This window comes from Sulfurimonas sp. hsl 1-7 (genome assembly GCF_030577135.1).
GTDB classification, from domain to species: Bacteria; Campylobacterota; Campylobacteria; order Campylobacterales; family Sulfurimonadaceae; genus Sulfurimonas; species Sulfurimonas microaerophilus.
This window is the reverse complement of sequence record NZ_JAUIRR010000005.1, coordinates 108,254-128,542: the sequence shown is the minus strand read 5'-3', so window position 1 is coordinate 128,542 and position 20,289 is coordinate 108,254. Positions and strand designations below refer to the sequence as shown.

20 protein-coding genes are annotated in these 20,289 nt (G+C 37.0%); 6 read left to right on the top strand and 14 right to left on the bottom strand.

The genetic code is table 11. The features are described from left to right. Nucleotides 1-5: 5 nt before the first annotated feature. The 5 genes from QWY88_RS10465 to QWY88_RS10445 form a co-directional block, all read right to left on the bottom strand. On the bottom strand, nucleotides 6-389 hold the full coding sequence (locus QWY88_RS10465) for an ExbD/TolR family protein (protein WP_304546340.1): 384 nt from the start codon (nucleotides 387-389) through the stop codon (nucleotides 6-8). Next, entirely contained in the window at nucleotides 379-822 is a 444-nt protein-coding gene (gene exbB / locus QWY88_RS10460) for a TonB-system energizer ExbB (RefSeq protein WP_304546339.1), read from the bottom strand. The genes QWY88_RS10465 and exbB overlap by 11 nt, the downstream gene beginning before the upstream one ends. 10 nt (nucleotides 823-832) lie before the next feature. Continuing rightward, on the bottom strand, nucleotides 833-3,028 hold the full coding sequence (locus tag QWY88_RS10455; protein WP_304546338.1) for a TonB-dependent receptor: 2,196 nt from the start codon (nucleotides 3,026-3,028) through the stop codon (nucleotides 833-835). Nucleotides 3,029-3,177: 149 nt separating this feature from the next. After that, the gene (locus QWY88_RS10450; protein WP_304546337.1) at nucleotides 3,178-3,924 is read right to left on the bottom strand and encodes a carbonic anhydrase; all 747 of its coding nucleotides are present in this window, start codon (nucleotides 3,922-3,924) and stop codon (nucleotides 3,178-3,180) included. Between the two features lie 70 nt (nucleotides 3,925-3,994). Further along, entirely contained in the window at nucleotides 3,995-4,654 is a 660-nt protein-coding gene (locus QWY88_RS10445) for a tRNA-uridine aminocarboxypropyltransferase (protein WP_304546336.1), read from the bottom strand. Nucleotides 4,655-4,680: 26 nt separating this feature from the next. Here QWY88_RS10445 and QWY88_RS10440 point away from each other — a divergent pair, with 26 nt between their 5' ends. Beyond that, entirely contained in the window at nucleotides 4,681-5,922 is a 1,242-nt protein-coding gene (locus QWY88_RS10440) for a BaiN/RdsA family NAD(P)/FAD-dependent oxidoreductase (RefSeq protein ID WP_304546335.1), read from the top strand. Here QWY88_RS10440 and QWY88_RS10435 read toward each other — a convergent pair. Then, nucleotides 5,919-7,250, bottom strand: coding sequence for a cation:proton antiporter (locus tag QWY88_RS10435; protein WP_304546334.1), 1,332 nt, complete (start codon nucleotides 7,248-7,250; stop codon nucleotides 5,919-5,921). The genes QWY88_RS10440 and QWY88_RS10435 overlap by 4 nt on opposite strands. A gap of 118 nt (nucleotides 7,251-7,368) precedes the next feature. Between QWY88_RS10435 and QWY88_RS10430 the strand changes: the two genes are divergently transcribed. After that, nucleotides 7,369-7,818 carry a rhodanese-like domain-containing protein gene (locus QWY88_RS10430; protein WP_304546333.1) on the top strand — a complete coding sequence of 150 codons (450 nt, stop codon included), beginning with the start codon at nucleotides 7,369-7,371 and terminating at the stop codon, nucleotides 7,816-7,818. Here QWY88_RS10430 and QWY88_RS10425 read toward each other — a convergent pair whose 3' ends face one another. Together QWY88_RS10425 and QWY88_RS10420 are read right to left on the bottom strand one after the other, a co-directional pair. Further along, a complete protein-coding gene (locus QWY88_RS10425) occupies nucleotides 7,819-8,370 on the bottom strand; it encodes a thiamine phosphate synthase (RefSeq protein ID WP_304546332.1) in 552 nt (183 codons plus the stop codon). Then, on the bottom strand, nucleotides 8,371-8,799 hold the full coding sequence (locus tag QWY88_RS10420; RefSeq protein ID WP_304546331.1) for a hypothetical protein: 429 nt from the start codon (nucleotides 8,797-8,799) through the stop codon (nucleotides 8,371-8,373). It lies immediately after the preceding gene. A gap of 70 nt (nucleotides 8,800-8,869) precedes the next feature. Here QWY88_RS10420 and fliK point away from each other — a divergent pair, with 70 nt between their 5' ends. The 3 genes from fliK to QWY88_RS10405 all read left to right on the top strand — a co-directional run bounded on the left by fliK (nucleotide 8,870) and on the right by QWY88_RS10405 (nucleotide 12,332). Next, entirely contained in the window at nucleotides 8,870-9,802 is a 933-nt protein-coding gene (gene fliK / locus QWY88_RS10415) for a flagellar hook-length control protein FliK (RefSeq protein WP_304546330.1), read from the top strand. Further along, a complete protein-coding gene (locus QWY88_RS10410; protein ID WP_304546329.1) occupies nucleotides 9,799-10,047 on the top strand; it encodes an EscU/YscU/HrcU family type III secretion system export apparatus switch protein in 249 nt (82 codons plus the stop codon). The genes fliK and QWY88_RS10410 overlap by 4 nt, the downstream gene beginning before the upstream one ends. 116 nt (nucleotides 10,048-10,163) lie before the next feature. After that, nucleotides 10,164-12,332 (top strand): EAL domain-containing protein, encoded by a 2,169-nt coding sequence (locus QWY88_RS10405; protein WP_304546328.1) that lies wholly within the window; start codon nucleotides 10,164-10,166, stop codon nucleotides 12,330-12,332. Nucleotides 12,333-12,357: 25 nt separating this feature from the next. On the opposite strand, the gene polA is transcribed toward QWY88_RS10405, so the two are convergent. From polA to QWY88_RS10385, 4 genes are all read right to left on the bottom strand, one after another. Further along, nucleotides 12,358-15,075 (bottom strand): DNA polymerase I, encoded by a 2,718-nt coding sequence (polA, locus tag QWY88_RS10400; RefSeq protein ID WP_304546327.1) that lies wholly within the window; start codon nucleotides 15,073-15,075, stop codon nucleotides 12,358-12,360. 216 nt (nucleotides 15,076-15,291) lie between these two features. After that, nucleotides 15,292-16,119: an HDOD domain-containing protein gene (locus tag QWY88_RS10395; RefSeq protein ID WP_304546326.1), complete on the bottom strand. Its 828-nt coding sequence runs from the start codon at nucleotides 16,117-16,119 to the stop codon at nucleotides 15,292-15,294. Between the two features lie 70 nt (nucleotides 16,120-16,189). After that, a complete protein-coding gene (locus QWY88_RS10390; RefSeq protein ID WP_304546325.1) occupies nucleotides 16,190-16,897 on the bottom strand; it encodes a sulfite exporter TauE/SafE family protein in 708 nt (235 codons plus the stop codon). Continuing rightward, the gene (locus tag QWY88_RS10385) at nucleotides 16,897-17,400 is read right to left on the bottom strand and encodes a hypothetical protein (protein WP_304546324.1); all 504 of its coding nucleotides are present in this window, start codon (nucleotides 17,398-17,400) and stop codon (nucleotides 16,897-16,899) included. Before QWY88_RS10385 ends, QWY88_RS10390 begins: the two co-directional genes overlap by 1 nt. 127 nt (nucleotides 17,401-17,527) lie before the next feature. Here QWY88_RS10385 and QWY88_RS10380 point away from each other — a divergent pair, with 127 nt between their 5' ends. Then, nucleotides 17,528-18,793, top strand: coding sequence for a DEAD/DEAH box helicase (locus tag QWY88_RS10380; RefSeq protein WP_304546323.1), 1,266 nt, complete (start codon nucleotides 17,528-17,530; stop codon nucleotides 18,791-18,793). A 14-nt stretch (nucleotides 18,794-18,807) separates the two neighbouring features. Here QWY88_RS10380 and QWY88_RS10375 read toward each other — a convergent pair whose 3' ends face one another. Next, a complete protein-coding gene (locus QWY88_RS10375) occupies nucleotides 18,808-19,428 on the bottom strand; it encodes a TPM domain-containing protein (protein WP_304546322.1) in 621 nt (206 codons plus the stop codon). Next, on the bottom strand, nucleotides 19,428-20,288 hold the full coding sequence (locus QWY88_RS10370; protein ID WP_304546321.1) for a TPM domain-containing protein: 861 nt from the start codon (nucleotides 20,286-20,288) through the stop codon (nucleotides 19,428-19,430). The genes QWY88_RS10375 and QWY88_RS10370 overlap by 1 nt, the downstream gene beginning before the upstream one ends. Nucleotide 20,289: the final 1 nt, after the last annotated feature.

Genomic DNA, 20,289 nt, shown 5'->3' with positions numbered 1-20,289 from the left:
TCCCCTTACTGAATTTTTTTCGTGATAATTCCTAAGTTTTTAAACTGATTTGTTTCCAAAATATCTAAGAGATACACAAAAGTTTCAAACTCAGCTTTTTTATCACAATTGATCGCTATAGTCGTATCTTTTTTATACGCCAGCAACGCTTTTTCTACATCCTCTTTATTGACATTTTTTTTATCAAAAAGGATATCCCCGTTTTTATGAATAGTAATGGTGAGATTTTTAGTCTCATTTTGTTTGACTGCAGAGCTTGCATCCGGTAGGTCTACAGGGATGATCCCTTTAGCTACAAATGACGCAGTTGTAAGCACTATTACCAATAGTACAAGCATAATATCTATAAATGGAACTACATTTATAGAATCAAACTTTTTAAGCTGCATGCTTTCTCTTTTGTTCAATATCCCATTTAGCTAAAAGTACTTCTATCTTTCTAGTTAAATGGTTATAAAACACAATAGCAGGGATAGCAACTACAAGCCCCATAGCCGTTGCTTTAAGTGCTAATGCCAGAGATGTCATGATCATCTTAGCATCTAAATCTCCGCTTTGCCCCATAGAATAAAACGTGATAATAATTCCAAAAACCGTTCCAAGCAGTCCAATATAGGGTGCATTTGAACCAAATGTGGAGATGATGTTTATGTTGTTTGTTACGGCAATTTCAAGCTCCTCTTTTGTCTCGTAAGCCCCAACCTCAACACCTCTGTAAAAAAGAAGTCTCTCGATCCAAAACAAGAGTGCAAAAAAACTCATAAGACCTAAAAGGCCTATGATTCCGTAATCAACTATATTTTTAATCAGTTCTATATTCATAACTTATCCGTTAGAACTTAGCAGATAAACCTGCAGTTAAAGTTCTTCCCTGATTTACGGTAATTGAAAGATCCTCTTTGTCAAAAACACCATCTTCATTACGGTCACTGCTTGATCTTGCAGCATTGTAATACTGTTTATCAAAAAAGTTATCTACTCTGAAGAAAAAACTTGTATCAAACATTGCAATTTTTCTATTGTATGTCGCCATTAAATTAAGTGTTTGGTATCCATCTATTTTCAGCTGGTTTAGATCATCTGCATAGTAACTAGACTTTCCATTTACTTCAGCCATATACGACAACCTGCTTGTTGCTTGATAGTCTACTCTAAGGTTAAAGTTGTGCTTTGAAGTTCTTGGAATAGTATTACCTGTAACGTCATAAGTATAAACTGGAGCCGGAGCAATCCATGTACCTGCACCCATCGTAATACCAAAATTTTTATAATCCGTATATTTAGCATCTAAATATGTATATGCAAGATTAAACTTTAGTGATTTTGCAATATTTCCAATTGCAGAAAGCTCTAAACCTCTGTGTCTTGCTCCACCGATATTGTCCCACATATCAGTTGTATCTGTATCACCGTAATTCCCTGAAGTTTTCATGATAAAATCTTTTCGATCTAACTGAAAAACAGACGCTTCATACTTCACATCATTCACAAGTAGTCTTGTACCGATTTCATAGTTAAAAGATTCTTCAGGTTTTAAATCCGGATTATTTTGTGTCGATCCCCATGTACTTACATCACCTGCAAAGAGTTGAGATATTGTCGGTGCACGGAAACCTGTCGAATAGTTCACAAAAAGTGTCGTTTTAGGATCTACTTGATAGTTCATTCCTAGTCTATAAGAGTATACATTGAAACTTTTAGCAAGATTGTTAGACATTGAATCGGTATAATCAAGTTTAATATGATCGTAACGAAGATTAGCAGTAGCGCTTAAATCTTTCGTTAAAGCATACTTGTACTCACCATAAAGTGCATATACATTTTCATCAGTTGTGTTGTCACTTTTAAAATCACCTGGTTGAAAATAGTCGGCAATTGTAATTTTTGTACCATTTTCATCTCTTGTATCAAAAGCTTGTGCAGCCCTGTAAGTCACTCTGTTTTTGTATTCATTAGCACGCAGGTCTAAACCTATTAATGCAGCTGAGTCTTTAAAAGAATCCCTGTACTCACTCTTGATCCCTTTTTGAGTCTGCTCATAATGGTTATCATAAACATAGTCTTCATCATCCAAAGTGGCATCATAAGCACCTGTAGAGTCCTTTGTTTGCGGTGATGAAATAAAGTTTGTTGTATCTGTATAAACGTAACCGTTTACTAAAAGATTTGCTCCACCATCAAAATCTTTTGAATATGTTAAGAATGTTTTTAAAAGTTCAACATCATATTTACGTGTATAATCTCTACTGTCTTGATCACCAGTATAGATAGATTCGGGATTTGTCTGAGCTTCAGTTTCACCCCCAACAGTACCGTGTGAATCTTTTTTTCTTTGTGAATACTCTACACCTAAAGTTATATCTGATGAATCATCAATGTAGTATTGTAATTTACCGTTTACATAGTCTGCTTCATAATCTGAATCTTCATGGTAACCATCAGCCTTTCTTTGACTTGCTTGAATATGGAAACTCATTGCATCATTTGCATATCCTGTTCGTGCCACCATTTTTTGATAACCATAACTTCCAACTTCAAAAGCACCGTAATTATGGTTATATTTTGCCCCTTTTTTCGTAGTAATGATTACCGCACCTGAAAGTGCATCATCACCGAATAAATAAGAAGCACCACCCTTGATCACCTTAATACTTTCGATGTTATCAAGGTCAATGTTCACTTTTCCGGTTCTTTCAAATACGGGTACACCGTCAATAACTACTGCAACACCCGGCTTTTCCCCCATATACATCTGGTTTTCTAAACCTCTGATATGTATTTTTATCGAATCCCCTGTAGATACTTCTGTAGTGATACCAGGTATTGTCTGTAATAACTGTTGTAGGTTTTCTGTATGAGACGTATCTACCACTTCACCATTTATTGTAGCAGTTGAAGAGACCTCTGTTTTTTTTGTATCGAACTTATCATCAATTGTTGAAGACTCAACTTTAATAACTCCCAAATCAGTTGCTGATAAATTGATAGCTAAGGCACATAATAAAGATAGATGTACAGACTTTTTCATATATAAACTTCCCTTTTTTTCCAGATATTTCAGAAATTTAACTAAAAAGTGTTACATTAGTGTTAATTTTATTAATTAAGATTATTTTTATAATAAGAAGAGGAAAGATTGTTACTATAAGCAAGATTTTTCTTACTTATAGTAATTTTTTATTGAAGAACTTTTCTAGCGTTTGTAGGCTGGATTGGTCTGTTGTTTGGATGGTGCATAGTGTGAGAAAACTCTTGTACCTCTTCGGCAGAAACTTCAGAGTAGTGCTTCATAACAAACCATCTTACACCTTCACTACACGGAGGTGTTGTAAGCGAACCGTCAAATCTATAGTACGTTTTATCTGAAGGCAACATATCATTAATCATCTTAGCCGGAAGCTTACAAGTAGTTTTTTCACCAGCTTTGTGTGGCATTTTTTTCCACACTCTATTGATAATAGGGTTATCTGTACCGTCTTTAAACATCACGGCAACAACAGCTAACGAACCGTCCTCTGCTGAATGAACAAAGTGTGCTTCCATTGGAAAAGCTTTTCCGTCTATATGGTTTTCACTCGGTGCATGAAAGTGAAACTGTTTGAGTTCAAACACTTTGTCATCAATCGTGATCGTACTTCCTTCTGCTATGTTTACCTGAACAGTATGACCGTTGTTAATAACTGAAACCGCAGACGTTTTATAGTCAAATTTAATAGGCTCTAAACCGACAGTTTTGATCGTATTTTTCGCAGTAATATCGATCGGTGACTGTGAACCTCCTAGTTTACACTCTGCATATTTCGGATCTAAATCACCCCAATGAGAAGGGTCCTCTGCCCCTGTATATCCCCAATGAGCTGAATGAACTCCAGCAAATAATGATGAAGCAACACATATACTCCCTATTAATGAAGCTACTTTCATATATCCCCTTTTTTTCTTATGTTATTTTGTATTTATATTATAATGTGATATAAATATGATAAAGTTTAAATTAGTTAGCCGTATATCTTTTAAATCTCACGGCGTGACTTTTTGGATTAGCAATCAGTTCTTTTTGATACTCGATCATCTTTAAAAACGGAGTTGTAAACTTCTCCAGATTCTCTTTAGATATATCTTCAATCTTCCATTCATTGAGTTCCTCAAGTACTACTTGTGTTGATTCTATGGTTGAAAGGTACGCTTCATCAGGTTGTATCTTAATCTCATACTGCGAAGTTTTTGTCGTTGTAAAACTCATATGCTGCAAGTTTTTCAGATTTTCACTTAAGGTAAAGATCTTTTTAGTACAGGCCCATGTAGAGTCGATTATAAATATCGCAAGCGGTTTTTCTGAATGTTTTGGATTTGTTTCACTCAAGTTTACCGCATCCTCTGAAGGGAATAAAATATAACTCTCATGAGTAGCGATAATCTCGTTTATACGGTTGTTAAGAGAGAAATCTATCCCTATAAAGAGCTCTGAATTTGTCAAACTCTGATGGGTAAAATGTCCGGTGTTATTTTTTACTTTTTTGAACTCTTTTGGATGCATGAGTATTACAAACTTTGTATCTGTATCTAACTTTACGCAGTACTCACACATACAAGAACTCTTTGGTCTGTAACACTTGTAACATTTTTCTCTATCGCCGTAATATGTACATTTCATAAGTGGAATTATAGTAAAATAAACTTATGAATGATGATATGTATGATTTGATAGTAGTCGGTAGCGGTGCAGCGGGACTTATAGGGGCTGTAGTGGCTGCTCGGGATGGAAAAAAAGTCTTAGTACTTGAAAAACTCTCTAAAATTGCCTCAAAACTCAAAGCAACGGGCGGGGGTCGCTGTAATCTGACAAACACACTCTCAAACGAAGATTTTATGTCCCGTTTCGGTCGAGACGGACGTTTTATGCAAGATGCTTTAAACGGTTTTGATCATAAAAATCTGGTAGAGTTTTTAGAGGAGATAGGAGTTGAAACGCATGCTCCTGACGGTTTTAGAATATTCCCAACCTCACACTCATCACAAACAATCATCGATGCTTTTGAAAATGAACTCACACGTTTAGGTGTTGCAATCAAATGTGAACAGAAAGTTGAGAGACTTTTACTCGAATCTGAGCATATCTCGGGTGTTAAGACACAAGACAGCATTTATAGAACTGCCAATGTGATTTTAGCAACCGGAGGACTAGGATATCCGACTCTAGGTGCTGAGGGAGACGGTTATATATTAGTTGAAGAGTTAGGGCACAAAGTCACAGACCTCTCCCCGGCTATGATGCCCCTTAAAACCAAAGAGAAATGGCAGGCAAATTGCCGAGCCGACACCATCCCTAAAGTAGAACTGCGCGTTGATCTCAAAAAACATGCAAAGCTACGTGCAAAAGGTGATCTCATCTTTACAAAAGAGGGGATCCGCGGTCCCGTCGTGCTTGATTTTGCCAGAGAGGTAACACCCCTGCTTAAAAAGTACAATGAAGTTCCTATTCTGCTCAATCTGACAAAAGGGAAAAATGAGGAGCAGATCCGAGAACATCTCAAAAAAATCTCCCAAGAGGATCCCGATAAAACTATTGTAGAGATTGTACATACCCTGCTTCCTCTACCGCTCTCCCAAGAGCTGTGTAAACTCGCAGAGATCGATGAAGATCTCAAATACAATAAAATCGAGGGACAAAAACGGGATCAGCTTATAAAACTCCTTACATGGACACCTATGACGGTTACGGGTCATGACGGATTTAAAATGGCGATGATCACAAGAGGCGGTATAAGCCTCAAACAGATAGACCCAAAAACAATGCAAAGCAAGCTTATTCAAGGTCTGTATTTTTGCGGTGAGATTATGAATCTTGACGGACCGTGCGGCGGCTATAATCTCCAGTGGAGTTTTGCTAGCGGCTATCTTGCAGGGCAACTCAAAAACTAACACTCTTTAGAAAGTGTAATTCCAAATAATTCGAGTCTCTTTTTCCCCATATAGTAAGGTTCCCATCGCTTAATCGCAAGCGGAACCGCAATATTTAACAAAAAGATTGTAAAGATTAAAGTATCGAACTGCTCAATGTCGATAATTTTCTCATCCACATAGGCGATATCTATTACAATAAAGGCAAGTTCAGCCCGTCCGAGCATCCCAAGACCAATCATAACACTTTGATACCATTCATATTTTCCGGTAAACCTTGCGGCAAGAGCAGCCGAGAGTATCTGAAGTGTAAATACTGCTAAAAACAGGACAAAAACTACAGGAAAAACCTCTGTTACCAGCTCCATATCAAGGATTAGTTTAGTTCCGAGTTCTACAAAAAAGATAGGTCCAAAGATGGTATAAGCAAGATGATTGATCACAAACTCACTGTCTTTTCTATGGGAGCGCAGTTGATTATCCACTTTGATCATAAAATATTCTTCACGTAAAAATAGTCCTGCAAAATACGCCCCAATCGCAGGATGAAAACCGAATCTGTCTGCCAAGGCACCAAAGACAAAGGCGGTAAAGATCATCACTAAAGGGGTAAACTTTCCGCTATATGCCATAAGCAGTTTTCTAATCCCTAAAAACTTTCTTACCTTTACGATAAGATGAAACAGTGCAGTATATTTTTTATCTTTCTCTTTGGTTATGGAATCGGGAAAAAGTACCATCCCTATAAAGCTGATGATGGCAAAAAAGGCGATCACTTTTGCTATGATGATGGAAAGTTCATTAAACTCTATCATCGAACCGTTATCACCCGTAGTACTTACAGCAATCGGTATCATAATAGAAAGCCCGATAAGGGAGAGTATGTCATCAACAACGGCGGCACTCATAATAGCAGTTGACGCGGTAGTTTTATGTAACCCCTGCTCTCTGAGTGAGACCATAGTTAAACTCACCGCTGTGGCAGTCATGGTAAGTCCCCAGATCATCTGTGTATTAAACCCGTAACCAAATAATCCGGCTGTATAATACCCCGCTAGAAACGGAAAAATAGCACCGATCACCGCAATCCCGAAACTTCTTTTAAGTCCCTGGATAAAATGGTTAAGATCTTCATCAAAACCAAGGGCGAACATAATAAAGACAATCCCCCAGTCCCCTATCGCTTCAAGGATCTCGTTATGTGCAGGGAGTATTCCGAAATTAACTCCGAGCGAACCGAAGATAATAAGCCAGATTACATCTATCGTTGAAGTTTTTTGAGACACTATTTTTGCGATAACAACAAAAAAAAGTATGATAGCCGAATAGCTCCACAATTCGTGTCCCATATCTCACTCCGCTTTCTATAATTTTATCTCTTATTATATCTGAGGAAGTTTTTGAAGTCAAAAAGAGTTTTAGAGATAATATGCTATTCTATTTGCATATTATTTCAAAGGAGCCCTTATGAGAAATCTGAATACTAAACTTGAAGAGTACGCCAAAAGGTTTGATGAGATATTTCTATCTGAACACTTAAAAGCGGTGATCGAAGAAGCAAATAGACATGTTGTCAATATTGATGTAGAGGAGCTATACGACATCTCTAAAGATATTATTCTTATCGATGTAAGAGAACCTGAAGAGTTTAGTTCAGGTTACATTAACGCTCATACCGTACTTACGATTCCAAGAGGAAAACTAGAGTTTATGGCAATTGAAAAAGTTGCCAAACAGTTTGGCCAAGATGCCCAGATCGTCACATACTGTCTTAAAGGGCCCCGTGGAGCACTCGCTGCATATCAGCTGCAAAAACTCGGCTTTACAAATGTGAAAAATTTAAGCGGAGGGATCTTACACTGGCTGGCAAAAGGAAATACGATCCACAACTATCTGGGCGAACTCTCTTTAGCCTAATTAGAAAAAATAGCGTATAGATGCAAAGCCAAAAGCTTTTGCATCTTCTACCGCTTTTATCTGCGCCTTATCTACAATGCCGCCCAGTGCAAAGATCTTAATATTTGCACTCTTTACAATCAACTTCAGGTCTTCAATCCCTTTTGGTATCCCTTTGTTTGGAGAGGGAAAAATCGGGCTGTAAGTAACATAGTCAGCCCCTAATCCTTGAACCTCTTTCACCTCATCGTGTGTATGTGTACTTACAATCACTTCAAGCCCCAATTCTTTCGCTTCTGCTATTTTTTCAAACTGTGTGGAGTTAAGATGTACACCCGTGGCACCCAACTCTTTTGCTAAAAGGAAGTCTTGATGTATAAAAGCTTTTAGCCCCTCGTACTTATGACACACATCTAGAAACGTTTTTGCCAACGCAGCATAGTTTTCATTCTCTTTATCTCTGTAAAGTATAAAATCTGGCTGATGTTTTTGTATCTGCAAAGATAATTTTTCGGCAAAAGTTTCAGACTCTTGTGTATAAAACTCCGGTGAAGTGATCAGGTACTTTTTCATCTATTTAAATTTTAAGGTCTGAAAATTAACTTGACCCGGTTCTTGATCGTTTTCATATCTCTCTGAAAGCAAAGTTATATGATTAAGCAGTCGGTTGAGTAGATACAATTCAGACGGTGTATATTTTGCACGCGAGTCCTGAATAAACTTGAGTAAAAAATCTACCGCTTCTTTTTCATCTTCAAACGTTATAGACTCGATCATCTTTTTTACCTCTTCATACTCTTCATCGCCACATGTTGAGAGAAAATCGTAACTCAGATCGATTGTTTTCATTGTAGGTACAGCTTTTGAAAAAGCAAAATGGTTATACAACATACACCCAATAAAATACTCTATATCTGATGGTTCAAATTCGCTATATTGATGCTCATCATCCTCATAGCGCTTGTGCCAGATCTCTAAAGCTTTTTCTATATTGTTATTCATTAGCAACCCTTACGTTTTATTTTTGTAATTATAAGGGAATTTTTTGTAAATTTAGAATAAACTTTAAACAATGATCAAATTAGACTCAAATAAACTGCAAAACATTGTACTGCCATCAACTAATAAAGCTTTAGCGCAAGTTTTAAAAGATATCTCACCAAACGAGAGTGCACTGCTAAGTAAAGCCAAAGATCTCGCCTCTGTTTTAAATACTATTTTTAAAGAGTCTGCAACCAATGAGCTTCAAAACCAAAAACTCTTAGAACTGCTTAAAAACAACCCTACCCTCAAAGAGCTTGGGAATATAAAAACCACAATTAAAGAGTTCTTACTCTCTTTAGAAAGTGAGAAGCAAAACCTTCCGATCGAAAAGCATCTAAAAAATATGCTGAGTGATATTAAAAATATCGATGACAAACTGCTCAAATCAAAACTGGAAAACTCGGGAATATTTTTAGAATCGAAACTAAAAAATCTTGATCCAAAAGATGCCAAGATCCAAGAGCTCCTCTCAAACGATTTTAAAGCAGCCCTTTTAAAGACAAAACAGGAGTTGGAGGGCTCCCTTTTAGCGAATAAAACTCAACTGCTAAACATTGTGGATAAACTCTCTTTGCAAATAGACTACTACCAACTGGTATCTCACCTTTCAAATGCATCTGCAATCTATCTTCCCTATGAGTTTGATGCCTTGGAAGATGGAAACCTAACCATAAAAAAAGATAAAAACAACGCTTTTTTTTGCGATATAGAACTTAACTTGAAAAAGTATGGAGAGTTACGCGTTCGACTGGGGCTTTTTGAAGAGAAGTACCTCAATGTCAATATCTCCACACAAAATAAAGAGTTAAAACAACTTCTGCAATCCGGGGTAAAAGAGTTAAAAGAGCGGCTTGACACGACGGGACTACTAATCAAAGATATCCGTTTTCTCGATCCAAACGAAACACAATATGTTTCAGATACAAATGAAGTAAATCTCGGTTTTGAGGCAAAAGCATGAAACCAAAAGCAGCAGCACTCAAATACGATGCATCTAAAGATTCCGCACCTAGAGTAACGGCAAAAGGTGAAGGGAAAACTGCGCAAAAGATCATTGAGATCGCAAAAGAGAACGATATCCCCATCAAACAGGATGAGAATCTGATCGAACTGCTCTCAAACGTAGAGCTTGATCACGAAGTACCACCCCAGATGTATAAAGCTATTGCAGAAGTTTTCAGTTTTATATATAAACAGACTAAATAGTTTTCTTTTATACCGGAAGTAGCATATTTTCCCTTGATGAAAAAAAAACAACTTCAGAGTACCGATTTCTACAATTATATGTTACAATTAACACAAATCAGTGATAGGTAAACCTTATGTCAAGTGAACAAAACTCATGCAAAAATTTAGAACTTCTACAACTTGATGAAGTACCTATTACACAAGAAGAGTATGACAACATCATCAGTATCCAAGGAAGTATCCTCGGGATGATTGCCGATGGAGAAGAGAGTGATGTTGTGTTAAGCACTTTATGTAGCATGGCTGAAAAGCTTCTTCCTAATTCTGTTGCTTCTATTATGCTGTTGGACTCCAAGAACAATTCGCTTAGTGTTTTATCGGCTCCATCAGTACCAAAAGCCGGTCATAAAGCATTGGAAAACCTAAAACCGGGAGAAGGTGCCGGTTCTTGTGGAAATGCCATATTTAAAAATGAAGCACAATATGTCGTAAATACTTTTGAAGATGAGAGATGGAGTGATCTTAGAGAATTGGCACAAGAGTTTAACTTATGCTCTTGTTGGTCAATGCCCGTAAAAGATGAAAACTCTCAAGCAATTGCCACTTTTGCTCTTTCATCTTTTGAACATCGTTCCCCCTCAAATTTTCATAAAAAGTTATTGGAAACTGGTGCTAAAATTGTCAGCATTGTCCTAAAAAACATCAAAAAAGATCAAAAACTAAAACTCTTTTCATTAGCTACACAAAGCGCTTCTGAGGGGATTGTTATTACCGATGAAAAAAATACTATTATCGAAGTAAATCAAGCGTTTAAAGATATTTATAAATACGAAGAGAAAGATATTATAGGGAAAAATCCAAACTTCCTGACTTCACATAAGCAACCTAAAGAGTTTTATAATGAGATGTGGAAAAGTTTGAATGAGACTTCGAAATGGGCAGGTGAAATTGTCAATGTTAATGCCGATGGTGAAGAGATCACTCAATGGCTGAGCATTAGTGTTTTAGAGTTACCTCATCATAAGAAAAACTATCTTGGAATCTTTACAAATTTAACAGAACTAAAACAGGCAAAGATGCAGATCGAAGAGATGGCATTTATTGACTCTTTAACAGGCTTAAAGAACAAATCAAAACTTGAAAACATGTTGCGTTCTTATCAAAAGCCCATAACATTGATTCTGCTAAACATCAACAACTTTTCTTACATAAATACGGCCTACGGTTATGAGATAGGCGATGAGATCTTACAAGATGTAGCAGAAGTTTTAAAAAACAATTTCGGCGACCAACATACATTTAGAATCAATTCCGATGAGTTTGCCTTATTGTATGAAACAGAGGTTAATATAAAAGAAATAGTAGAGGAGATCAAAAAATATTTTTACGGCTCTACACTGATGGTTAATACACTGACATTTAACATCTCTTTTACCTACGGCGGTGTGTATGTAGCTGAAAATGTTTTACGTGATGCTGCAATTGCCCTCAAAAAAGCGAAGCAAAACGGAAGAAACAACCTTTATATCTACAATCACAAAGATGATATTGCTATAAACCATCAAAATAAAGAGAGCTTTTTTGAGTCTAACAGACTTTTACATGCCGCACTTCTTGAAGAGCGGGTAGTCCCTTATTATCAAGGAATCAGAAACAATAAAACCGGGAAGATCATTAAGTTTGAAGTGCTCGCTCGCATAGAAGATTTTGATAAAATCATTCCGCCAATAGCCTTTTTAGAAGCTGCAAAGCTCTCTGGGTTACTACTTGAGATTACAAAAACTATTATAGATAAAAGTTTTCAAAAGATGGCACAAAACAACTACACCTTCTCTATAAATATCACGGAAGAGGATTTAAACCAACACTATTTAAAAGCTTTTCTTTTAGAGAAGTCAAAACACTACAATATAGATCCAAATAGAATTGTTCTAGAGGTTTTAGAGGGGATTAGTGCTACAGGTAAAGTAAACCATATAGATCAGTTAAAAAGTTTAAAAGAGTGTGGATTTAAAATCGCCATAGATGATTTCGGTTCGGAATATTCTAACTTTGAAAGAATTTTAGATATGGATATAGACTTTTTAAAAATAGATGCACGATATATTAAAAACATCGATACTGATCAAAAAAGTTACGAGATAACAAGAGCTATCAGCTTTTTTGCAAAAAATGCGGGTATCCCTATTATAGCCGAGTTTGTACATGCTCCATCTATTCAAGAGAAACTTGAGGAGCTCGGTATAGAGTTCTCTCAAGGATACCTCTTTAGTGAGCCTTCACCTCAGCCGATTGAGAAATAAACTTCTCAATCTCCCTTGCCTCTTATTATTTTAGTTGGCTCCAATTATCACCGATGTTAAGAGATGCTCTTAACGGGATATTTAACTTATATATATCTTCCATAATAGACTGAAACTTTTTCCCCAGTTCATCTGCAACTGCTTCATCCACTTCAAAGATAAGCTCATCGTGAATCTGTAGTAACATCTTCGCAGGTAAATTCTCTTTTTCTATCGTCTTTATAATTTTATTCATAGAGAGCTTGATAAGATCACTCGCACTCCCTTGAAATACACTGTTTACACTCTCGCGCTCATATGCAGCTTTAAACATAGGTGTTGCATTTTCATAATCAAAGTATCTTCTTCTTCGAAGCAGTGTTTCAATATAGCCTTTTTGTTTTGAACCGTCTACAATTGATCTGAAATAAGTTTTTACCGTTGGGAAAGACTCAAAATACTTCTCGATGATCGCTTTTGCCTCTTTTGTCGTAATACCTAACGTATCTGAGAGTTTTTTCTGCCCCATTCCGTAAAGTAGTCCAAAGTTTACAGTTTTAGCAATACCTCTTTTTTGAGCAGCTTCCTCCTCGCCAAATAAAACGATGGCAGTTTGCAGGTGGATATCTTTATCGTTATTAAATGCATCCACAAGTACTTTATCTTGTGAGAAGTGAGCCAAAAGACGCAACTCGATTTGTGAGTAGTCAATCCCGATGAGCTTTTTCCCTCTCGGTGCTACAAAAGCTTCACGTATCTTAGCTCCAAGCGGTGTACGAGTAGGTATATTTTGCAAGTTAGGATTTTTAGAACTCAGACGCCCCGTTGCCGTTCCAGTCTGTACAAACGAAGTATGGATACGGCTATCCTCACTCTCACGTGCAAGTTTTAATAACGGCTCTATATAAGTAGAGTAAAGTTTATACACCTCACGATACTCTAAAAGCTTCGGTATGACTGCATGGGCGTCTTTAAGTGAGTTTAACACTTTCTCATCTGTAGAGTAACCTGTTTTTGTTTTCTTCCCTACAGGGAGCCCAAGCGTTTCAAAAAGAACAACACCCAGCTGCTTTGTGGAGTTAATATTGAATTCTCCGCCTGCAAGTGCATAGATCTCTTGTGTTAGTGTTTGAATATTTTCCTGAACCTCTGTTAAAAACTTCTCTAAGAAAGCTATATCAACAGCAATACCTGTCTCTTCCATTTTCAGTAGTGTTTGTAAAAACGGGATCTCTATATCATCAGCTTCATCTATTAAATGATCTGCATTTTGCAGCTCTAATTTTTGTAAGAAAAGGTTATAGAGTTTAAAAGTGATATATGCATCTTCCGCTGCATATTTACACGCTTGTTCCAGCTCAACAGATGCAAAAGTCTCCCCTTTTTTCACAGTATCTTTAAAAGGGATCATTTTATGATTTAACAGTTTTTCCGAGAGTTTATCAAGAGAAAGTGCCGCTTCGGAATTGATAAGCCATGCAAGGATCATACTGTCACTGTAAACTTTTAGTTCTTCACCTACAAATTTATTTAGAAAGTGTAGATCAAACTTGATGTTATGCCCAACTATTAAAGAGTTAAAGATCTTTTTAATAGCATCTTTAGCATCCTCTTCACTGATCTGATCGCCTACACCCAGATAAAAATGTCCAAACGGTACATAGTATGCTTCATCTTCATTAAAACAAAATGAAAATCCTACAAGCTTGTCATTTGCATAATCAAGTCCCGTAGTCTCTGTATCAAAAGCTACAATACTCAACTCTTCAAGTTTTGCTATAACTTCATCAAGCGTTTTTTTATCTGTGATTAGAGTTGTTTTAAACTCCTCTGCACTGTGGTCTTCTGCTATCTCTTCATTTGCTTTTTGGACAGCTTTCTCTTTTTGCTCATCACTCACCATATTTTTTGCATGAAGTGTTCGAAGCACTGCATTTTGTTCATACTGTACTAGCTCATCATAGATGTTTAAAAACGGATTTTCAACATCCATCTTATACTCTTCAAAATCGAGACTGTCAAATGCATCGTTACGAAGTGTTACAAGTTGTTTTGACATATAGGCTTGATCTTTTGACTCTATCAATTTCTTTTGAGTAGCACCTTTTATCTCATCTATATGAGCATAAATATTATCTAAAGAACCATATTCCTTTAAAAGCTTCTCAGCACCAACTTTTCCTATCCCTTTTACACCCGGGACATTATCTGCGCTATCACCTAAAATAGATTGGTAATCGATAAACTGTTTTGGAGTCACACCGTACTTTTCATAACAAGCTTCTTCGTTTACGCTTTTTCTTTTAATCGCATCAACAATAGTTACATTGTCATCATCGATCAGCTGGTAGAGATCTTTATCGTGAGAAACAACACGAACTTTGTACCCTTTATCTTTTGCAAACTTTACAACTGTTGCTATCATATCATCCGCTTCAAATCCGGTCAGACCAAGAGTTTTATAACCCATTTTGTTGATCCATTCAATAGCAACAGGGAGCTGCATTGTAAGTTCCGGCGGTGGTGCTTGACGATTTGCTTTATAGTTTTCGTCTATCTCGTTTCTAAACGTATCGCCCTTAGAATCAACAGCAAAGATAATATAGTCGCTGTCATGATCTTTTTGCAGTGTGGAGATAAAGTTTGTAAATCCCGTTAATAGCCCTGTCGGGAAACCATCTTTTGTTTTTAAATGTTGCGGAAGTGCATAAAAGCTTCTAAAAAAGAAACCAAATGTATCGATTACGGTAACTACTTTGGACATTAGACCTCTTTCATAACCTCTAATATTGTTCAGTAAATTATACAAGTTTATAATCAAAGTAGATATTCATTAACATAGTGATCCATACTCAAGAGGACCAAATATATATTAATACGCTTGTTTAGTTTACTCGAAGGGAGGGTTAAAAAAAATCAATCTTACACAATTTTAACTTTTTTTAGCCCTCTGATGAGTATCAGAGTTTTCGAAAGAGGTCTATTGTTCCTCTTCCTCTTCAATAATATCTATCATATCATCGATAGCGTCTTCTAAGAGCTCATGCTTATATCCCGCATCTTTTGCTTTACGAAGTGCAAAGTTAATCGCTTGATCTGATAAAGGTTTATTTATAGGTAAAACAGTTTTTACAATATGCAGAGCCATTGCATACTCTTGAACCTCTTCTGGAGCTGATGCAGGATCATCAGCAAAACGGATCATCTCTACAAACTCCTTATCAAAACCCCAGTGTTCAAATACCTCAGCCGTAACTTCAGCACTAGTTACACCCACATACGATTTTTCAACTTGAGCCAAGTTCCCGGACATCTCAATTTCAGATTTAAAACTTACATCCTCATCTTCTTTAATCACATCACTTGCAATAAGGATTTTTCCAGTTTCCTGTAAAAAAGCCGCCAGGTACAATTTTTCTGCTTTTTTCCTATCGATTTTGCCGTACCATCTATTCATCAAGGTTGCTTGCAAAGAAGAGATCTCAGCAAATCTATCACTTGTAATACCATAAGGTTGCATATCGACATTAAGCAGTTTTCTAAGCGCATTTCCAAGAGCAATAGTTCTTGTCATGCTCATTCCAAAAAGTGAAACAGCCTGACCCACATTTTTAATCTCTCTACCAAAACCGTAAAGAGGAGAATTTGCCGTTTTTAAGATATTAGCTACAATCATCGGGTCATGTTCAATTACCTTCGTAAGGTCAGCAACTCCAGCTTCTTTATCTGCAAATACCCTGTCTATATCTGCGATAGTTTTAGAAAGTGGAGGAAGTGATTTAATACTCTCTATAATTGAGCTTTTCATATCTCTAATACCCTTTTTTTGAATTGTTTTATTTTTTATTATAGCGAATTATAAATTTAATTTTCTACAATTAATGACACTGTTGTATCGTTTTTAAAGGATTTGTAATATAGTCATATCCGTTGTAGATAGTAAAAGCGCCGTAAAGTATAACCGCTACGCTCGATAAACTCATCATCATATTTCTAAAGTTCGTTGCACTTGCCATTGAAGACAAAAATCCGAGTCCGAACATTGCAGGGATTGTACTTACTCCAAAAATAAACATCACTAATGCTCCGTAAAATGGACTTGCTGTTGATGCCGCAGTGATCGCAAAAAAGTATACAAAACCGCAAGGGAGCAATCCGTTAAGCATCCCAAGTACAAAAAAACTAAAGTTCGATTTGGAGTTTAAAATAGAGCGAAAACTCTCTTTATAAAGTTTAGAAGAGGAAAAAGTATGTTCAATAACAGTTAAAAATTTAATCTTTCCCATAAGCGATAATCCGGCTAAGATCATTACAACTCCCGCAACGATAAGCAAAGCACCGTTTGCATTATTTGAAAATGTCACAACACCGCCGAGTGTTCCAAAAATTGCACCTAAAACCGTGTAAGTAAACACTCTACCAAAACTATATAGCAGATGTGCGACACTTTTTGAAACTTTTGAACTCTGCGGCTCTATTTTAATGCTTGAATATGCGAGGACAATACCGCCGCACATCCCTATACAGTGGCCAAAAGAACCTAAAAACGCTATACTTATTATCGCTAAAATATTGACTGTATCCACTAGTTATCCGTTAAAATTTTTCTAATTTTTGGGTCTTGCATCGTCTCACCGCGAAGTGTAAAAAGTCTCATCTGAGCATAGGTAACAAGCCCCTCTTTCTCTTTTTCATACGCTCCAAATCCAAACCCCATAGGCGTGATCTCATTTCGTGAATAATACGCTTCTTTTGCATCGATCCATTTATGTGAATCTCTACTCATCACCCAGATCTTTGCCTCATCTTTAAACCCTTTATTTTCAAGCCATAGGACAAAATCTCCATGATCGTGAAAAAACCAAGTTTTACCATCACGAGCAACCACTTGGGATGCATAACCTAACTCATCAATGATCATTCCGCAATAGCTGTCTTGATATTTATGCAGTTCTATTTTTAAAGGAAGTTGCTTGAGATTTCCCTCTTTGATCACCACCATATGTTGTGTTTTTCCCAAAGAAAGAAAGATAAAAACTATCACTATCACAAAAAGTAAGACTATTAAAACAGGTGCTATTTTTTTCATGTATGTATTATACTTGGATAATCTTAATAAGCTTTTTAGTCACTAAAACATATTAGTTTAAATCCCTGCCCTTACTCGCAGTTTATTATGCTATTATGAATCATATTAACAACTAGGATAAAATAAGTTGACATTTAAAGAACTGGGTCTATCAGCGCCTTTACTCAAAGCGATACAAGAACAAGGCTACACAAAAGCTACACCGATACAGGAAAAAGCTATACCTGTAGTATTAGAAAAAAAAGATATATTAGCAGGTGCTCAAACGGGTACGGGAAAAACAGCGGGTTTTACACTCCCTTTGCTCGAACTGCTTTCGCGTTCTAAAGATACAAACACTAAACATCACGTGCGTGTACTTATACTGACACCGACACGCGAGTTGGCTGCACAGGTTGGCGAGAGTGTATCTCTTTACGGCAAACATCTCCCTTTTAAATCTACAGTAATATTTGGAGGGGTAAAGATAAACCCTCAGATCACACAATTGAAAAAAGGTGTAGATATTGTTGTAGCTACTCCGGGAAGACTGTTAGATCATATCTCTCAAGGGACGATCAAACTTTCAAAAGTTGACTTTTTCATACTCGATGAAGCGGATAGAATGTTAGATATGGGGTTTATCAACGACATTAAAAAAATCATGAAACTCCTTCCTAAAGAGAGACAAAATCTTCTCTTCTCGGCAACTTACTCAGATGCTATCAAAAAACTCTCAGAGAGCTTGCTAAAATCTCCAACACTTATAGAAGTAGCAAGAAGAAACACCTCAAGCGAGATCGTTAAACAAGCTGTTTATCACGTTGACAAAGCGCGTAAACGTGAGCTTTTAACACACCTCATCACTGAAGGAGATTGGAAGCAGGTACTTGTTTTTACAAGAACGAAACACGGAGCAAATAAACTGTGCGGACAGCTAGAAAAAGACGGTATCACGGCTGTGGCTATTCACGGGAATAAAAGTCAAAATGCAAGAACCAAAGCGCTCGCTGACTTTAAAAAAGGTGAAGTGAGAGTTTTAGTGGCAACTGATATTGCGGCACGCGGGATCGACATCGATCAGCTCCCCCATGTTGTAAATTTTGAACTGCCTAACGTCAGTGAAGATTATGTACACCGCATCGGACGTACAGGACGTGCCGGGAATGAGGGTGAAGCTGTTTCACTTGTGTGTATAGATGAAGATGAGTTTTTAAGAAACATCGAAAAACTTATCAAAAAAGATATCCCTAAAGTGTGGTTAAAAGGTTTTAAACCTGACCCTTCTATAAAAGCAGAGCCAATAAATATGGGTGGTGGTCGCGGTTCTCGCAGCAATTCTCAAAAGAAAGCCAAACCTGCGCAAAGCAAGCCTAGGTCTAACTCAAGAAACCGTTCTCGATCTAGAGCTTAAAATCCTTCTAGCACCTAGATCAAAATAAGATGATTCGGCAAGCTGTCCTTATCATCTTTTGTCTCTGGAAAAAGCTCTATAAGTAACTCTGTAGCTTTTTCTATAGTCTCCAAATACCCTTGGGCGATATTTCCCTCTTTTACACGCTTTACAAAATTTTCTATACTCTCACTCCAAAGGGCATTATCCACTTTTTGTGCAACTATAGCATCTGTAAGAATTTCAACATATTTTTCAGCTTCACTTACATAGAGCATCACAAAACCGTCATTATGTACATCTTCCCCTAAAAGTTCAAGAAATTTATCTCTAGCCCTATTCGCACTGCGCTTCTTTTTTACATACGAAGGGATAAGTAACATCTTGATAGGCTTTATCTGTCCTAACACTGCTAAAAGAGCAAATACAATTAGCTGCATTAAATTAATCTCTGTTTGAGTCATTCCGTCAGATACCCCCGCATATAACCACGGCAACACAAGTGCACCGATAGCTGCCCACAATGTAGGTATAAACAGATAAGTATCACTCTGTTTAGCTATTACAGTGACAATCTCTGCACTGCTTTTTTTCTCAAAGGCCCCGATCGCCTCTCTAATACGAGATTGTTCCTCTTTATTTACTAAATATTCCATTACCAACTCCCTGATGCTCCACCGCCGCCAAAGCTTCCGCCACCGCCGCTAAAACCGCCAAAACTACTGCCTCCGCCGTAACCGCCCGACGAACCCCAGCCTCCGCTAGACCTTGAAGAGCCTGATATTATCTGTATAAATGTAAATATCCATGCAATCGCCGCAATGATGATATGCCAAAAAATTATAAAAGCTATTACAGAGGCAAAAGTTGCTATACCAACTGCTACATAAAAACGTGTACTTTTCTCCTGTCCCGACATAAAATACTCTACTATCATAGATACAAAGAAAAGGATAATAAAACCGGTAATGAAATAATCATCGAAGTTTTGAAAAGCTTTTTCACTCTTAGACTGACTACTCTTTTGCGAAATTTGATATTCACCTTTTAAAGCGTATAAAATTTGGTATGTCCCAAACTCTATCCCTTGGGAATAGTTTTTCTGTTTAAAAAATGGGAGGATTTTATCTTGAATAATATCATGTGCTATTTTATCTGTAAGTACTCCCTCTAAACCATATCCAACCTCTATGCGTACTTTTCGCTCATTTGGTGCAACTATAAGCAAGACTCCGTTGTCTTTTCCTTTTTGTCCAATCCCCCAATGGCGACCGAGTTGATAACCGTATTCCTCTATCGTATACCCTTGAAGGCTTGGAAGTGTAACGACTACAACCTGGTTTGTAGTTTTTTCTTCATGCTCTTGTAAAAGTTTTGTAAGCGCTTGTTCTTGAGATGATGAAAGGAGTGAGGCATTATCTACTACTCGACCGGTTAGTTCCGGGAATGTAGGCTCGGCTATTACAAAGGTAGTTATAAAACTTAGTAAGAGCATAAACCTTGTAAAGAGCTTCATA

Bases quoted from the DNA above. Each gene is read 5' to 3' on its own strand.
- fliK (WP_304546330.1), top strand. From the start codon at position 8,870: ATGATCAAATTAGACTCAAATAAACTGCAAAACATTGTACTGCCATCA.
- QWY88_RS10445 (WP_304546336.1), bottom strand. From the start codon at position 4,654: ATGAAATGTACATATTACGGCGATAGAGAAAAATGTTACAAGTGTTAC.
- QWY88_RS10370 (WP_304546321.1), bottom strand. From the start codon at position 20,288: ATGAAGCTCTTTACAAGGTTTATGCTCTTACTAAGTTTTATAACTACC.
- QWY88_RS10385 (WP_304546324.1), bottom strand. From the start codon at position 17,400: ATGAAAAAAATAGCACCTGTTTTAATAGTCTTACTTTTTGTGATAGTG.
- QWY88_RS10375 (WP_304546322.1), bottom strand. From the start codon at position 19,428: ATGGAATATTTAGTAAATAAAGAGGAACAATCTCGTATTAGAGAGGCG.
- QWY88_RS10440 (WP_304546335.1), top strand. From the start codon at position 4,681: ATGAATGATGATATGTATGATTTGATAGTAGTCGGTAGCGGTGCAGCG.
- QWY88_RS10425 (WP_304546332.1), bottom strand. From the start codon at position 8,370: ATGAAAAAGTACCTGATCACTTCACCGGAGTTTTATACACAAGAGTCT.
- QWY88_RS10430 (WP_304546333.1), top strand. From the start codon at position 7,369: ATGAGAAATCTGAATACTAAACTTGAAGAGTACGCCAAAAGGTTTGAT.
- QWY88_RS10465 (WP_304546340.1), bottom strand. From the start codon at position 389: ATGCAGCTTAAAAAGTTTGATTCTATAAATGTAGTTCCATTTATAGAT.
- QWY88_RS10435 (WP_304546334.1), bottom strand. From the start codon at position 7,250: ATGGGACACGAATTGTGGAGCTATTCGGCTATCATACTTTTTTTTGTT.
- exbB (WP_304546339.1), bottom strand. From the start codon at position 822: ATGAATATAGAACTGATTAAAAATATAGTTGATTACGGAATCATAGGC.
- QWY88_RS10395 (WP_304546326.1), bottom strand. From the start codon at position 16,119: ATGAAAAGCTCAATTATAGAGAGTATTAAATCACTTCCTCCACTTTCT.
- QWY88_RS10450 (WP_304546337.1), bottom strand. From the start codon at position 3,924: ATGAAAGTAGCTTCATTAATAGGGAGTATATGTGTTGCTTCATCATTA.
- QWY88_RS10405 (WP_304546328.1), top strand. From the start codon at position 10,164: ATGTCAAGTGAACAAAACTCATGCAAAAATTTAGAACTTCTACAACTT.
- polA (WP_304546327.1), bottom strand. From the start codon at position 15,075: ATGTCCAAAGTAGTTACCGTAATCGATACATTTGGTTTCTTTTTTAGA.
- QWY88_RS10420 (WP_304546331.1), bottom strand. From the start codon at position 8,799: ATGAATAACAATATAGAAAAAGCTTTAGAGATCTGGCACAAGCGCTAT.
- QWY88_RS10410 (WP_304546329.1), top strand. From the start codon at position 9,799: ATGAAACCAAAAGCAGCAGCACTCAAATACGATGCATCTAAAGATTCC.
- QWY88_RS10455 (WP_304546338.1), bottom strand. From the start codon at position 3,028: ATGAAAAAGTCTGTACATCTATCTTTATTATGTGCCTTAGCTATCAAT.